At 36.1% G+C, this 14,434-nt stretch carries 15 protein-coding genes; 6 read left to right on the forward strand and 9 right to left on the reverse strand.

Annotated elements, in window-relative coordinates:
• The 9 genes from rfbB to NDQ75_RS10985 all read right to left on the reverse strand — a co-directional run bounded on the left by rfbB (nucleotide 1) and on the right by NDQ75_RS10985 (nucleotide 8,237).
• The gene (rfbB, locus tag NDQ75_RS10945) at nucleotides 1–1,050 is read right to left on the reverse strand and encodes a dTDP-glucose 4,6-dehydratase (RefSeq protein WP_202027515.1); all 1,050 of its coding nucleotides are present in this window, start codon (nucleotides 1,048–1,050) and stop codon (nucleotides 1–3) included.
• Nucleotides 1,051–1,521: 471 nt separating this feature from the next.
• A complete protein-coding gene (locus NDQ75_RS10950; RefSeq protein WP_202027516.1) occupies nucleotides 1,522–2,778 on the reverse strand; it encodes a sulfate adenylyltransferase subunit 1 in 1,257 nt (418 codons plus the stop codon).
• Between the two features lie 32 nt (nucleotides 2,779–2,810).
• Entirely contained in the window at nucleotides 2,811–3,164 is a 354-nt protein-coding gene (locus NDQ75_RS10955) for a four helix bundle protein (protein WP_202027517.1), read from the reverse strand.
• A gap of 64 nt (nucleotides 3,165–3,228) precedes the next feature.
• Nucleotides 3,229–4,134, reverse strand: a complete 906-nt coding sequence (cysD, locus tag NDQ75_RS10960) for a sulfate adenylyltransferase subunit CysD (RefSeq protein WP_202027518.1) — start codon at nucleotides 4,132–4,134, stop codon at nucleotides 3,229–3,231.
• Entirely contained in the window at nucleotides 4,135–4,725 is a 591-nt protein-coding gene (gene cysC / locus NDQ75_RS10965; protein WP_202027519.1) for an adenylyl-sulfate kinase, read from the reverse strand. It abuts the gene before it with no gap.
• A 2-nt stretch (nucleotides 4,726–4,727) separates the two neighbouring features.
• The gene (locus NDQ75_RS10970) at nucleotides 4,728–5,141 is read right to left on the reverse strand and encodes a DUF2061 domain-containing protein (RefSeq protein WP_202027520.1); all 414 of its coding nucleotides are present in this window, start codon (nucleotides 5,139–5,141) and stop codon (nucleotides 4,728–4,730) included.
• Nucleotides 5,141–5,935, reverse strand: a complete 795-nt coding sequence (gene cysQ, locus NDQ75_RS10975) for a 3'(2'),5'-bisphosphate nucleotidase CysQ (RefSeq protein WP_202027521.1) — start codon at nucleotides 5,933–5,935, stop codon at nucleotides 5,141–5,143. Before cysQ ends, NDQ75_RS10970 begins: the two co-directional genes overlap by 1 nt.
• A 752-nt stretch (nucleotides 5,936–6,687) precedes the next feature.
• A complete protein-coding gene (locus tag NDQ75_RS10980; RefSeq protein WP_202027522.1) occupies nucleotides 6,688–7,632 on the reverse strand; it encodes an NAD-dependent epimerase/dehydratase family protein in 945 nt (314 codons plus the stop codon).
• Nucleotides 7,633–7,634: 2 nt separating this feature from the next.
• The gene (locus NDQ75_RS10985; protein ID WP_202027523.1) at nucleotides 7,635–8,237 is read right to left on the reverse strand and encodes a DUF4254 domain-containing protein; all 603 of its coding nucleotides are present in this window, start codon (nucleotides 8,235–8,237) and stop codon (nucleotides 7,635–7,637) included.
• 128 nt (nucleotides 8,238–8,365) lie between these two features.
• Between NDQ75_RS10985 and NDQ75_RS10990 the strand changes: the two genes are divergently transcribed.
• From NDQ75_RS10990 to NDQ75_RS11015, 6 genes are all read left to right on the forward strand, one after another.
• A complete protein-coding gene (locus tag NDQ75_RS10990) occupies nucleotides 8,366–9,430 on the forward strand; it encodes a glycosyltransferase family 9 protein (protein ID WP_202027524.1) in 1,065 nt (354 codons plus the stop codon).
• Nucleotides 9,427–10,527 (forward strand): glycosyltransferase family 4 protein, encoded by a 1,101-nt coding sequence (locus NDQ75_RS10995; RefSeq protein ID WP_202027525.1) that lies wholly within the window; start codon nucleotides 9,427–9,429, stop codon nucleotides 10,525–10,527. The genes NDQ75_RS10990 and NDQ75_RS10995 overlap by 4 nt, the downstream gene beginning before the upstream one ends.
• 2 nt (nucleotides 10,528–10,529) lie before the next feature.
• Nucleotides 10,530–11,333 carry a glycosyltransferase family 2 protein gene (locus tag NDQ75_RS11000; protein WP_202027526.1) on the forward strand — a complete coding sequence of 268 codons (804 nt, stop codon included), beginning with the start codon at nucleotides 10,530–10,532 and terminating at the stop codon, nucleotides 11,331–11,333.
• Between the two features lie 2 nt (nucleotides 11,334–11,335).
• Nucleotides 11,336–12,133: a glycosyltransferase family 2 protein gene (locus NDQ75_RS11005; RefSeq protein ID WP_202027527.1), complete on the forward strand. Its 798-nt coding sequence runs from the start codon at nucleotides 11,336–11,338 to the stop codon at nucleotides 12,131–12,133.
• Between the two features lie 10 nt (nucleotides 12,134–12,143).
• Nucleotides 12,144–12,704: an L-threonylcarbamoyladenylate synthase gene (locus NDQ75_RS11010; RefSeq protein ID WP_202027528.1), complete on the forward strand. Its 561-nt coding sequence runs from the start codon at nucleotides 12,144–12,146 to the stop codon at nucleotides 12,702–12,704.
• Between the two features lie 256 nt (nucleotides 12,705–12,960).
• Complete coding sequence (locus NDQ75_RS11015) at nucleotides 12,961–14,397, forward strand: CCA tRNA nucleotidyltransferase (RefSeq protein ID WP_202027529.1); 1,437 nt, start codon at nucleotides 12,961–12,963, stop codon at nucleotides 14,395–14,397.
• Nucleotides 14,398–14,434: the final 37 nt, after the last annotated feature.

Consider the following 14,434-nt stretch of genomic DNA (forward strand, 5'->3'; position numbering starts at 1 on the left):
CTAGTTTTGATATTGGTTAAAATAATATTTTTGGTATTGTCCCGATGTTACCTTCTGCAACCAATCTTGATTATCAATATACCAATCAATAGTCTTGGCCAACCCTTGCTCAAAGGTAACGGAAGGCTCCCAACCTAGTTCTTTGTTAATTTTAGAGGCATCTATGGCATAGCGTAAATCATGACCTGGTCTATCTTTCACATAAGCTATTAACTTTTCAGACTCTCCTTGTTTTCTATTTAGGCGCTTGTCCATCAATCCACACAACAATTTAACCAAATCTATATTTTTCCATTCATTAAAACCTCCAATATTATAAGTTTCCTGATTTCCGCCTTTATGAAAAACTAAATCTATAGCTCTTGCGTGATCGATTACGTAAAGCCAATCACGCGTGTAATTACCATCCCCATAAACAGGTAAAGGCTTTTTATTGACTATATTATTTATAAAAAGAGGGATCAATTTTTCAGGAAAGTGATTAGGACCATAGTTATTTGAACAATTGCTTATAACATATGGCAATCCATAGGTTTCTCCATACGCTCTCACAAAGTGATCGGAACTAGCTTTAGAAGCTGAATATGGAGAATTTGGTTCGTATGATGTATCTTCAGTAAAAAGCCCTTCTTCGCCTAGAGAACCATACACTTCATCCGTACTTACATGATAAAATCTTTTATTGGTAAAATCATCTTTCCATAGATCCTTTGCAGCATTTAGTAAGTTCATTGTACCAATCACATTGGTTTTAACAAAAGCTAAAGGATCGGTTATTGAGCGGTCCACGTGACTTTCAGCAGCTAAATGAACAACACCATCAAATTTATATTCTTTGAATAATTTATTAATGAAATCAGCGTCTACTATGTCACCTTTTACAAAATTATAATTAGAATTATTTTCAATATCCTTGAGGTTTTCGAGGTTACCTGCATAAGTTAATGCATCTAAATTGATTATTCTATACTCTGTATACTTCGTTGCAAATAAACGCACAACATGGGAGCCAATAAAGCCTGCGCCCCCCGTTATTAAAATTGTTTTCATGACTACTTTTCAATAATTCTTCAAAAATACAACATTCAATTTCCTAGCCAAGTTTTTTTTAGAATTATTACTATCACCTTGGAGTGTTTATTTGTTAAATTGTTGAGTTATGAAGCAACAAAGGCGCAAAGTTTCACTGGGGCAAAGTGTTATAGTAGGTAGTTATTTGTTTTATTGTTGAATTGTTAAGTCGTTCAGTTGCTAAGGCGCTAAGTGAAGAGATGCAAATCCACAGAGGTTTTAGTTAGTAGTCTTTTATTGGCTACTGAACACTGAAAACTGCCTACTTAATTCTTGCAACCGTATAACAATTTACATATACAATGGTTCGACACACTGAAGCCACTTTCGGCACAGGCTCTCAGGGTGACATCAGAAAGACCCTGAAACCCTGCCTGCCATTCGGGCGGGAAGTCCGAACAAAACTTGAAACTTCTTTTGGAAAGATGCTGAAATAAATTCAGCAAACTATCACACAATCATACCTGCAGCAACGGTTTGGTTGGTTGCGGGGTCGACTAGGATTAAGCTTCCGGTGTTTCGGTTTTCCCTGTATGAATCGAATAACAACGGCTTGGTGGTTCGTAATTTTACCTTGCAAATATCGTTCATCCCCATTTCTTTATCTTCACTGCTTCGGGCTAAGGTATTGATATCAATTTTATAAATAACCTCTTTTACCATCGCCATCTGCTCATTGGATGTGTGCCTTACTACATACTTTGTTCTTGGTTTGGCGGCTTCATTGTTCAACCAACATAGCATCACTTCCAGATCTTGAGACGACTCGGGTTTGTTTTTGGTTCGTACAATCATATCCCCACGGCTAATGTCTATATCATCTTCCAAAGTAATGGAAACCGACATTGGCGCGTAGGCTTCATCCAGTTCATTTTCAAGGGTATCTATTGACTTAATTTTCGAAGTAAAACCAGATGGCATCACGGTAATTTCATCACCTTTTCTAAAGATTCCGCTGGCAATTCTACCAGCGTAGCCACGATAATCCCTATGTTCGTCGCTTTGCGGTCTCAACACCGTTTGAACAGGAAAACGAGCATCAACTTTATTTATATCGCTGCTTATATGCATGGTTTCCAAGGTATGCAACAACGGAGCCCCTTGATACCAAGCCATATTTTCAGAGCGCTTCACCACATTGTCGCCCAACAAGGCACTAATCGGAATAAAACGCACGTCTTTAACTAATAATTTTGAAGAAAACTCCTCGAACTGAGCGATAATTTTATCGTATGCTTCTTCTTTAAACTCCACCAAATCCATTTTATTGATACAAACAATGATGTGTGGAATCTGCAGCAAGGAAGCTATAAATGCATGTCGCTTGGTTTGTTCGATGACCCCGTGACGCGCATCCACCAAAATAATGGCGGCGTTGGCCGTTGAGGCTCCCGTAATCATATTCCTGGTATATTGGATATGACCGGGCGTATCAGCAATAATAAACTTACGCTTAGGCGTGGTAAAGTATCGGTAAGCCACATCAATAGTAATTCCTTGTTCGCGCTCGTCCCTTAATCCGTCGGTGAACAAAGCTAAATCTACTCCATTATGACCTTTTTTCTTACTGGTACTTTCAATCGCTTCTAACTGATCCTCGAAAATCGATTTGGAATCAAATAAAAGTCTTCCTATTAAGGTACTTTTTCCATCGTCCACACTTCCCGCTGTGGTAAATCTTAGTAATTGGTTGTTGTCTATCTGCATTATTTTTGGCTTTAGGCAATAAGCTTTATGCACTAGGCTATTAACTTTTTGCTTAAATTATATAGTTTTCTTTTTATCTCATTAATCCTTAAATCCAATCTTTCAAATGTATTATTCGAAATATAATTTAAATCCTTTGAAAGAAGTATAAAATATTCCAATTCATGAGCTGATCCTAAACAAATTTGAATAAATCTATTAAAGTCTTTATCCGAATCTCTTCCACATCCTTCACTAAAATTTGATGGTATTGAATATGCAGCCCTTTGCATTTGAGATATCAATTGAAATTTCTCTTCTGAAGGAAAATCTTTAGTCACTTTGTAGACTTCCAAAGTAAACTCATGACTTACACTCCAAACATTATATTTCTTAAAATCCCTCATATTATCTACTCCCAGAGCATAAGGCATAAAGCATAAGGCCTATATATAGTATCAAACCTTATTCTTAAAAATACCCCTGTCTTTTCCGGTCTTCCATGGCGGTTTCAGAACGCTTGTCGTCGGAACGGTTACCGCGCTCGGTTTGTCGCATGGCAGATACTTCTTGAGCGATTTTTTCAACAGTATCGGCATCACTTTCTATTCCTCCGGTAATGGTAATATCACCTAAAGTTCGAAAACGGATTTTCTTACTTACCACTTCTTCATTTTCTTCTAACTGAAGAAATTCAGAATACGGAATCCACGAATTACTCCTCCAAACTACTTTGCGTTCGTGAGCAAAATATAAAGACGGAATTTGAATGTTTTCCCTGTTGATGTAGTTCCAAACATCCATTTCTGTCCAGTTACTGATAGGAAAAGCCCTAAAATGCTCTCCTTCAAAATGTTTCCCATTAAATATGTTCCATAATTCCGGACGCTGATTTTTAGGATCCCACTGACCGAAATCATCTCGATGGGAGAAGAAACGCTCCTTGGCGCGTGCTTTTTCCTCATCACGGCGACCACCACCAATAGCACAATCTACCTTGTTATCTTCAATAGCATCCAACAAAGTAGTAATCTGCAATGCGTTACGTGTTGCGTTTTTCCCTTTCTCCTCGGCCACACGACCTTGGTCAATAGATTCTTGTACCGAACCAACTATAAGTCGAACGCCGAGACTTTCAATTAAATCGTCGCGGAATTTAATGGTTTCTGGAAAATTATGCCCTGTATCCACGTGCATCAAAGCAAACGGAATCTTTGCAGGGTAGAATGCTTTTTTTGCTAAATGGGTCACTACAATAGAATCCTTTCCTCCGGAAAATAAAATAACCGGATTGTCAAACTGTGCCCATACTTCTCGGAGTACATAAATTGCTTCCGATTCTAATTCGTCTAAATAATTTAAATAATACTTACTCATTTAGAGGTATAATTTATCTTTTACTTCGTTATATATTTTTTCAACGGCTTCCGCCACACTTTCGTTTTCTTCCACCACCACATCGGCCGCTTCTGGAGTTTCGTAAGGAGCATTAAATCCTGTTAGATTTTTTAAACTCCCTTCTTCTGCCCTTTTGTACAAGCCTTTCGGGTCTCTTTTTTTACAGGTCTCCAAGCTTGTATTTACAAATACTTCGACAAATATATTAGGTTTTATTGTCTTTTCTACATATTCTCTATCTTTTTTGTAGGGTGATACGAAACTTGCCAAAACAACCGCTCCAGATTTCAATAATAAATCGGCTATTTCGGCTACTCTGCGTAGATTCTCAGAACGATCTTCTGCACTGAAATCCAACCCTTTGCACAAACTACCTCGCACATTATCACCATCCAAAACCATGGTGCGTACTTTTTCTGAAATTAATTTTTGCTCCAACGCATCGGCAATAGTAGATTTACCCGAACCCGATAATCCGGTAAACCAAATAAGCAACGAATGGTGTCCGCTTAACAAATTGCGGTCCTCTTGCGTTGTTTTAAATTGATATGGATATAAATCCTCTCCCACTTTTATGCGTTGCTTTTACGTTTATCCAATCCGAAATTAATTTTATACCATGTCCTTTCGTGCAAATAATATAATATCATTTTTGTAACCACTTCGGCAAAGCCAATTTTTAATCCTGTAAGCGGATTACCGGAAATTATCCATGCCCACAGCATGGTATCAATTGTTCCAAGGACCCGCCAAGTAAGCGTTTTATACAAGTGACGCTTTTTACTTTCGGGAACATTGGCTTTAAACCAAATACGCTCGTGAAAATAATACAAAATCATTTTTGTAATCACTTCTGCGAAGCCAATTTTTAATCCTGTAAAGGGATTACCCGAAATTATCCATGACAATAAAATTGTATCTATAGTGCCTACTATGCGCCATGTGACGGCTTTGGCTATGTGTCTTTTTCTACTTTTATCTTGCATTAATGTACAACAAAAGATGGGTTTACCAGCTCTTTTTTATTATAGGTTAATGGTTTTTCGGTTTTGCTATGCAATACTTCAAAACCTACCGCCTTGCAAATTGCATGTCCCGCTGCGGTATCCCATTCCATGGTGGGCGAAAATCTTGGGTATACATTTGCTTTTCCTTCCGCCAATAAACAAAATTTCAGCGAACTACCCACCGAAACGAAGGTAATGTTCTTTCCATCATCATTTAGTTTCTCAATATATTTCTTTGTTTCTGAAGAAAAATGAGAACGGCTTCCCACTATTTTTACTTCGGAAGTCAATTCCCTTTTTTGAGGCAATTCTTCTGATAACTTTTTATAGTCTTCTGAAAAATGTTCCAATTGTATACGGAAGGCTTTTTTCTTTTCCACATCTGAAAAATATAACATATTAGTCACTGGCACATAAATTACCCCTAAAACAGGAGCTCCATCTTCCACTAAAGCAATATTGACCGTAAATTCTCCGTTTCTTTTGATAAACTCCTTGGTGCCGTCCAACGGATCTACAATCCAACAACGCTTCCATTTTTTCCGCTCTTCGTAATCCAAAGTCTTACTTTCCTCACTGATAATTGGTATGCCCGTTTCTTGTAAATGACTTACAATAATCCGGTTTGCATCTTTGTCTGCCAACGTAATCGGAGAATTATCCTGTTTTGAGGAAACTTCAAAATCGTCCCTTTCGTAAATCTTCAAAATCTCAGCACCGGCTTCCAGAGAAGCTTTCACCGCCGTATCTAACAATTCTTTAAATGCAATCATGAATTTTTCAGCAAATAGATTTCAAAAATACTATAAATGCCATCGACTACAAGTTATATTTATAAAAGGTTAGCAGGTTTTTGTTTATTTGTTGAGTGGTGAAGCTTTACAGTAAGCAGTAGGCAATCGCAGTAGGTAGTTAGTTGGTTAATCGTTGATCTGTTAAATCGTTGAGCTGTTAAGGTGCTGAGGGTAGAGGTGCAGAGTGGAAAAGTTCTTAGTTATATAGGACAGAAACAGAAACTTCAAACTAGAAACCATTAAAAACTCCAGCTTCAATTGTCCGTCTTCGTGCTCCTGTCTTTTGGCTTCAAAAGCCCATATATTTACTTGTTTTATGTAGTTTTTGCCCTGAATAACCTTCTTTTTAGGTTAAATGATGAAGTTTTTGGGTAGCACACCCAAACGTTTAGGTAGAACAGCTAAATTTTTAGGTTATTTTTTAAAAGTTTTAGGTGTCTTACCTAAACTTTTAGGTGTTTAACCTAAAGTTTTAGGCTTACAACCTAAAGTTTTAGCCTCGAGACCTAAAACTTTGGCTTCAAGACCTAAAAATTGTATGATTCAACCTAAAAGCTCTGTATTAATACATAAGTGGAATATGATTGAACCTAATCAGTTGGTTTATGAACCTAAAGGAAGGGTTATTGAACCGAAAAGTTGGAGAGATTACAAATGGCAAAATTGCTCGTTGTTCGTTGTTCGTTGTTCAGATTTTAAACAAAAAGAGAGACTTCAAACTAAAAACTCCTTCAAACTAGTAATTTCTCGCGATACCATTCTACTTGCTTTTTCAATCCGCTTTCAAAAGACGTTTTTGGCTCATAGTTTAATAAATTCCGAGCTTTATCGATTAATGCTGTAGTCCGTAATTGATCGCCTGGTCTAGGCGGTGTAGTTTCAATATTAGCTTTTTGTCCAATAATTTTTTCCACCAGTTCAATCCCCTGCTGGGTCGTATACTCAATATCCGAACCGATATTAATAATTTCTCCGTTTATTTTTTCTTCTTTACCCAACACAGCAACCATTGCTTCTACAATATCGCCAACATAGGTAAAACTACGGGAGTGTTTCTCGCTTCCTTTAAACAGGGGAAAAGTTGTCTGCCCGTAAATGCTCTTTATCAGTTTTGTATAAAGCTTTTCAGGACGCTCACGCGGACCATAAACCGAATACAAACGTAACGAACACGCATTAAGTTTGCCAGAACGCTGCTCCCCTAACACCAGTTGTTCTGCAGCCAATTTTGTAGTTCCGTAAAACGAAACCGGTTTGGGCACTTCTGTTTCTGCAAGGGTGGCTTCTTTTCCATAAATGGAAGAGGTAGCAATATTTACGAAAAGTTTTAAGTTGGGAGAAGATTCCTTTACGCAATCCAACAAATTTTGGGTAGCAAAAATATTATTCTGCACATATTCCTCCAAAGAGGTAGTTGCGGATATCCCCGGTTGCGCGGCAAAATGAAAAACATAATCGAATTCAGCAGGAAGCTTACCAAACAGGCTTTCCGTAAAATCCGCTTTAATAAGATGCACCCCAGCCTTTTGAATATCCTCAGCATTCATTTTTTTCAAATTGACATCGTAGTAGCTGGAGAAATTATCAACCCCATAAACTTCATGCCCTTGATTTGCAAAAAACTCTGCCGTATGCGATCCAATAAATCCGGCTGCACCGGTGATTAGTATTTTCATACTTACTTTTGTTTGTAAAGTACTGGATTTAAGGTTTCGTCATTATACATCTTCATTTGCTTGTAAACCTTCATGTACTTTTCTCCATTTTCAATATCCTTAAGAAGGGCATCAATAGCTGTTCCCAAATCTTTCTTTTGTTCTAGAAGAATGTCTAATTTCTGCTGACATTGATCTGTATGCTCTTTGCTTACATCTGTTCTTTCAACCTCTTCCTTCATATGATAAATCTTAAGAGCTAAGATTGAAAATCGATCGATAGCCCAAGCCGGACTTTCAGAGTTAATACTGGCCTCCGCTTTGGGAGATACATCTCGGAACTTATTTAAGAAATAACTATCTATATATTCAACAACATCGGTTCTATGTTGATTGGAAGCATCAATTTTTCTTTTTAATTCCAATGCCGCTACAGGATCAATGTTTGGGTCCCTTATAATGTCTTCGTAATGCCATTGCACTGTATCAATCCAATTTTTCAAATATAAAAGATGTTCAATACTATCCTTAGGATAAGGATTCTTGCAAGGTTCGTTTACATCATCTTTTATATGGTACTGGTTGATACTTTCTTCAAAAATTTTAAACGCTAAATCGCTAAACATACTCTCTATTTTAAAAAAACAAAGATAAAACTATTATGTTTCTATTTGATTTAAATCTCACAAACATGTTCTAAATTTCGTGTATTCTACGTTATTTTATTGTTCTTTTGCAATTTAAAGGTTGTGTTTTGAAAGTATTGATTATTCAACAAAAAATGATAGGGGATGTTCTTACCAGCTCCCTACTTTGTGAAAATTTAAAAAAGCTGCATAACGATTGTACAGTGCATTATATGGTGCACTCCCATACCATACCCGTAATTGCAGAAAATCCGTATATCGATGTCATTATCGACTTTAAGCCAGCTTACCGAAAAAGCAAGTTGGAGTTGCTTAAACTGACAAAGAGATTAAATCGTGAAAATTACGATGCCATAATTGATATCTATGGCAAATTGGAGACCAACATTATTTCTTTGCTCGTAGGTGCTAAAATGAAAATCGCATACTACAAATGGTACACAAAACTAATCTACTCTCACCCTATAAAACGACTTAATCACAGCATAAACGGTAAAAACTATACTATTTATAATCGTTTACAATTATTGGAGCCATTGGTAGCGAGTAAAGAAAAGAAGGCGTTTGAAACCAAACCAAGTATTTATTTAACTGAAATAGAAAAGAATGATGCGATTCAATTTCTAGAATCGAACAATATAGATATAACCAAACCAATATACATGGTTTCCATACTAGGGAGTAGTTTGTCCAAAAGTTATCCCTTTCAATATATGGCACAAGTAATAGATCAAATCGCAAATTTGGAGTGTACTATATTGTTTAATTATATCCCTTCACAAATTGACGATGTAAGAAAAATATACAATCTTTGCAGCCCAGAAACAAAGGAAAAGATTGCAATGGATGTCTTTGCACCATCGCTTCGTAAATTTATTGCTATATTATCATCTTGTGAGGCGATTGTAGGAAATGAGGGAGGGGCTATAAACATGGCGAAAGCTTTAAATATTCCTTCGTTTGCCATTTTTTCGCCGTGGATTGATAAAGATGAGTGGGCTAGTGAAAATTCCAAAACGCACCAAGCCGTACACCTTCAAGATTATCATCCCGAGTTGTACCGCTCAAAGAAGTACAAAACATATAAAAAGGATAATACCGAACTATATGAAAAGTTTTTACCAGAACTTTTCACAAAGAAACTAAGGTTATTTTTGAATCAATTAAAATGAAAATACTACATATTACAACGATTGTGGAATGGAGAGGTGGAGATGCACAAATGCTCACCACCTACAATCTAATGAAAGATTATACCGATATCGAGCAATTTATTCTTTGTCCAGAAGGGTCTGTTCTTTCTGAAAAACTACAGGATTCGGATGTACCTTATTTTACCGCAAGTCGGAAATCTAAACAGTCTCTGAAATTTCTGAAAAAAATAAAAGAAATTGTAAAAAAGGAAGCGATAGACATCATACATGTTCACGATTCCAATGCGTTTTCTTTAACCTTATTAATGATTAATTCATTCCCGAAGGTTAAGTTGGTGTATTCACGAAAAAGGAATAACCCAATCAGTAAAAATTTCTTCAAAAGGCTTAAATACAATCATAAACGCATCGACCGAATCGTTTGTGTGTCAGACGCTGTGAAAGATGTTTTTAAAGATATTCTCAAAAAAACCAGCCATTTGGAAACAATATATGACGGGATTGATGTTAAGAATTTTGAAAACAGGGAGAAAAAGGATATTCTTAAAAAAGAATATAAACTTGATAGCGAAACCACTGTAATTGCAAATATAGCCAGCCTAACCGAACAAAAGGATATTTATACATTCATCGATGCCGCAAAAATTATTTCTGATAACTACGACGGTCCATTACAGTTTTTTGTAATTGGCGGTGGAGAACTTCATGATGAATTATCAGATTATAAGAAAAAAGTAGGATTAGAAAGCAAAATTATATTCACAGGTTTCCGAAGCGATATTGCAGATATTTTACCGGAAATAGACATTTTGTTAATGTCTTCTATAATTGAAGGGCTTCCGTTAAGTATTTTCGAGGCATTTGCAGCTAAAGTTCCTGTAGTTTCTACCAGTGCTGGGGGTATAAATGAAGCTATTGTACAAGAAAAAACGGGGATGATATCTCCTATAAAAGATGCAAAAGCTTTAGCCGAAAATACGCTCACCTTACTCCGTGATGATAATTTAAAAAATAAGATAACCAATAACGCTAATATTTTGGTTAACGAAAAATTCACCTTGGAGGTTATGAAGAATAATTATCATAAAATGTATCAATCCGTTTACAATTCTTAAAAATGAGTGTTGCCCTAATAATTACTACATATAATTGGCCAGAAGCCCTAAGATTGGTTTTAGAAAGTGTAAAATCTCAGTCGGTAATCCCTGATGAGATATTTATTGCTGACGATGGCTCTGGTGAGAAAACTAAATCTACAATAAATGAGTTTTCTCAAAAAAATCCTGATTTGAATATCATTCATGTTTGGCATGAGGATACAGGCTATCAAAGGTCTAAAATTCTAAATAAAACGATATCAGGAATTAAATCGGACTACATCATCCAAACGGATGGTGACTGCATTCTGCATAAGGATTTTGTAAAAGATCATTTGCATTTTTCCGAACCAAATCAATTTATTTGTGGAAATCGAACGATGCTTACTAAAAAAATGTCAGATCTTTTCATCTCAAGAACAATTCCTACAACCTCTTTTTTTCTGCATTTAGGAAGCAAATTCCATTTTAAATACCAATATAGAAATTATGGTCTTTCAAAAAAGAAATCTAACTTATTTAATACAAATCAATCCAGAGTACCCATTGGGTGCAACATGTCTTATTGGAAAAAGGATGTTTTAAAAATTAACGGTTATAATGAATTATTTGTTGGATGGGGACCAGAAGATGCTGAGTTTGCTCAAAGGTTATTAAACACCAATTGCGCAATGCTGCAAATAAGGCATGCATGTATTATATTTCACATAGATCATCCATATTTATCTCGAAAAATGCTTGATAAAAACATGCAGATATTCCAGAGCACCATAGATAATGATTTAAAATTCTGCACACAAGGAATAAAACACATAGAAGTTTAAAAATGACAGTCGCTTTAATTATAGCAACCTACAATTGGCCTGAAGCGCTAGAATTGGTCTTGGAAAGTGTTAAGAAACAATCGTTGATTCCTGATGAAATTTTTATCGCTGATGACGGTTCTAATAACAAAACAGCTGATTTAATTCAAAAATTTAAATCAAAAAACAATCATCTTAACATTATCCATGAATGGCATGAAGACAATGGTTACCGTAAGTCTACCATTTTGAATAATTGTATTAGAAAAATACAATCAGATTATATTATTCAAACGGATGGTGATTGTATTCTTCATAAAGACTTTATTAAAGACCATCTTCATTTCGCCAAGAAAGAACAATTTATTTGCGGCCTAAGAGCGATGCTTTTTCCCATACCTAGCTCACTTCTTCTTCAAAAAAAAGTCAAACCAAACTTTTTAATCCTTAACGTAGGAAGTAAATTTAACCTGAAGTACCAGTATAAAAGTTATAAACTCGCTAATAAGCGTTCTATTCTGTACTCAATAAATAAAAATGACGCAGCTTACGGGTGTAACATGTCCTATTGGAAAGAAGATGCCTTACTCGTAAATGGGTACAATGAAGATTTTGAAGGTTGGGGTCCAGAGGATGCAGAATTTGCTCAACGTCTCGTTAATGCTAAAAAGAAATTATTTCATTTAAGGCATGCCGGCATTTTATACCATTTACATCATCCTTTACTAAGCAGAGGTATGTATGAGAAAAATTTGGAAATTTACAAGACAACCATCGCCGACGAATTGACCTACTGCGAAAACGGCATAATAAAGGAATAAAAATATAACCATGCACCAAGAAATACAAAAAACACTAGAGACGCTAAACAATGGCGGACTCATACTCTACCCTACTGATACAGTTTGGGGTATTGGCTGCGATGCGACCAATCCAGAGGCTATAAAAAAAGTATATGAGCTTAAAAAAAGGGACGATAGCAAAGCATTAATTTGCCTAGTTTCTGATGTAAGAATGCTTCAAAAACATGTTTACGATATACCAGAAGCCGCCTACGATATTATTGATTTGGCAACCAAGCCTACTACTATTATTTACGATCAGCCCATAAACGTGGCTAAAAATTTAATTGCCGCTGATAATACTTTGGCTATCCGCGTGGCTTCAGATGAATTCTGCCAAAAACTGATCCGCCAGTTTAAAAGACCTATAATTTCGACTTCCGCAAATATTAGTGGAATGCCAACTCCTCAAAGCTATTCAGAAATTTCTTCGGAAATTTTAAAAGGTGTCGACTATGTGGTAAATTTGCATCGCGAAAAGAAAAACGCAAAACCATCATCTATTATTAAAATCGGAAATGACGCTTTGGTAAAAGTGATTAGGAAGTAATTGAGAGTTAATAGTGTTTACTATTATCTTTCAAGCCACGGATACACTAATATTTTATGAGTAAATCGAATTATAAAGATGAGAGCTATAAAATAATAGGAGTTCTCTTCGAGGAGTATGATGAGCTTTAAAGCGGATTTTCAGAAATTGTCTATAAAAACAACTATTTAGCTAATTGTACAAATATTAATTAGATCACAGAAGAATCGTTTATTAAATATAATTATTCGTGCATCCATGGCATAAAAAATATTGAATGTCTAAAAAAAACTACCATACCGCCATACAAAACCCAATCTTTGAGGTTATTGCTGACGCTTCAAAAGAGTTACAACTAAAAAGCTATGTTATCGGCGGCTACGTAAGGGATTTTTTGTTAAAAAGAGGTACTCCAAAAGATATCGATATCGTGGCTTTGGGAAGTGGCATTGAGTTAGCTGAAAAAGTAGCGGAGGAACTTCCGAAGAAAACAAAAGTATCCGTATTTAAAAATTTTGGTACTGCTATGCTTCGTCATGAGGAGCTAGAAGTGGAATTTGTAGGAGCTAGAAAGGAAAGTTACCATTTCGATAGCCGAAAACCGGTGGTTGAAAATGGAACCCTAGAAGACGACCAAAACCGACGCGACTTTACGATAAATGCATTGGCTATCTCTCTAAATGAAGAGAACTTTGGTGAATTGTTGGATCCTTTTGACGGAGTTTCGGATTTGAAGAAAAAAATTATTAGAACCCCTTTAGATCCAAGTATTACCTACTCCGATGACCCTTTACGCATGATGCGTGCCATCCGATTTGCCTCTCAACTTAATTTTAAAATTGAAGCTTCTTCCTTAGAAGCGATTAAGAAAAATAAAAATCGAATTAAAATCATCTCCAAGGAACGCATTGTAGATGAACTCAATAAAATATTGCTGAGTAAAAAACCTTCTGTAGGCTTTAGTCTGTTGTTTGAAACGGGACTTCTGAAATTGATTATGCCAGAACTTACCAACTTACAAGGTATTGAAGAAAAGGAAGGACAAAAGCATAAAGATAACTTCTGGCACACTTTGGAAGTGGTTGATAATATCGCTAAAAACACCGATAATTTATGGCTCCGATGGGCAGCTTTATTACACGATATTGGAAAAGCTCCTACCAAAAAGTTTGATGATAAAATAGGCTGGACTTTTCACGGACATGAATTTGTGGGGTCTAAAATGGTTTATAAGCTATTTAAACGCCTGCGAATGCCATTAAACGACAAAATGAAGCTCGTGCAGAAACTGGTGCTTATGAGTTCACGCCCCATTGTTTTGGCGCAAGATATTGTTACCGATTCAGCTGTTAGGCGACTCATCTTTGATGCCGGCAACCATGTGGAAGATTTAATGACACTTTGTGAGGCCGATATCACTACTAAAAATCCGAAACGCTATAAAAAATATCACAACAACTTTAAAGTCGTTCGGGATAAAATAGCAGAGGTGGAAGAAAGAGACCATGTAAGAAATTTTCAACCTCCAGTGGACGGTGCAGAAATCATGGAAACTTTCAATTTAAAACCTTCAAAGGAGATTGGAATCATAAAAGAGGCCATTAAAGAAGCTATTTTGGAGGGTGAAATCCCCAACGAACACGACGCCGCTTACGAATTCATGCTGAAAAGAGGCAAAAAATTGGGTTTAAAACCGATTAAAACCAAAGAATAGAACAGAATATCTTGTTTTGCAAAAATTGAAACAGCCT

This window comes from Galbibacter mesophilus, from assembly GCF_023721415.1.
Taxonomy (GTDB): domain Bacteria; phylum Bacteroidota; class Bacteroidia; order Flavobacteriales; family Flavobacteriaceae; genus Galbibacter; species Galbibacter mesophilus.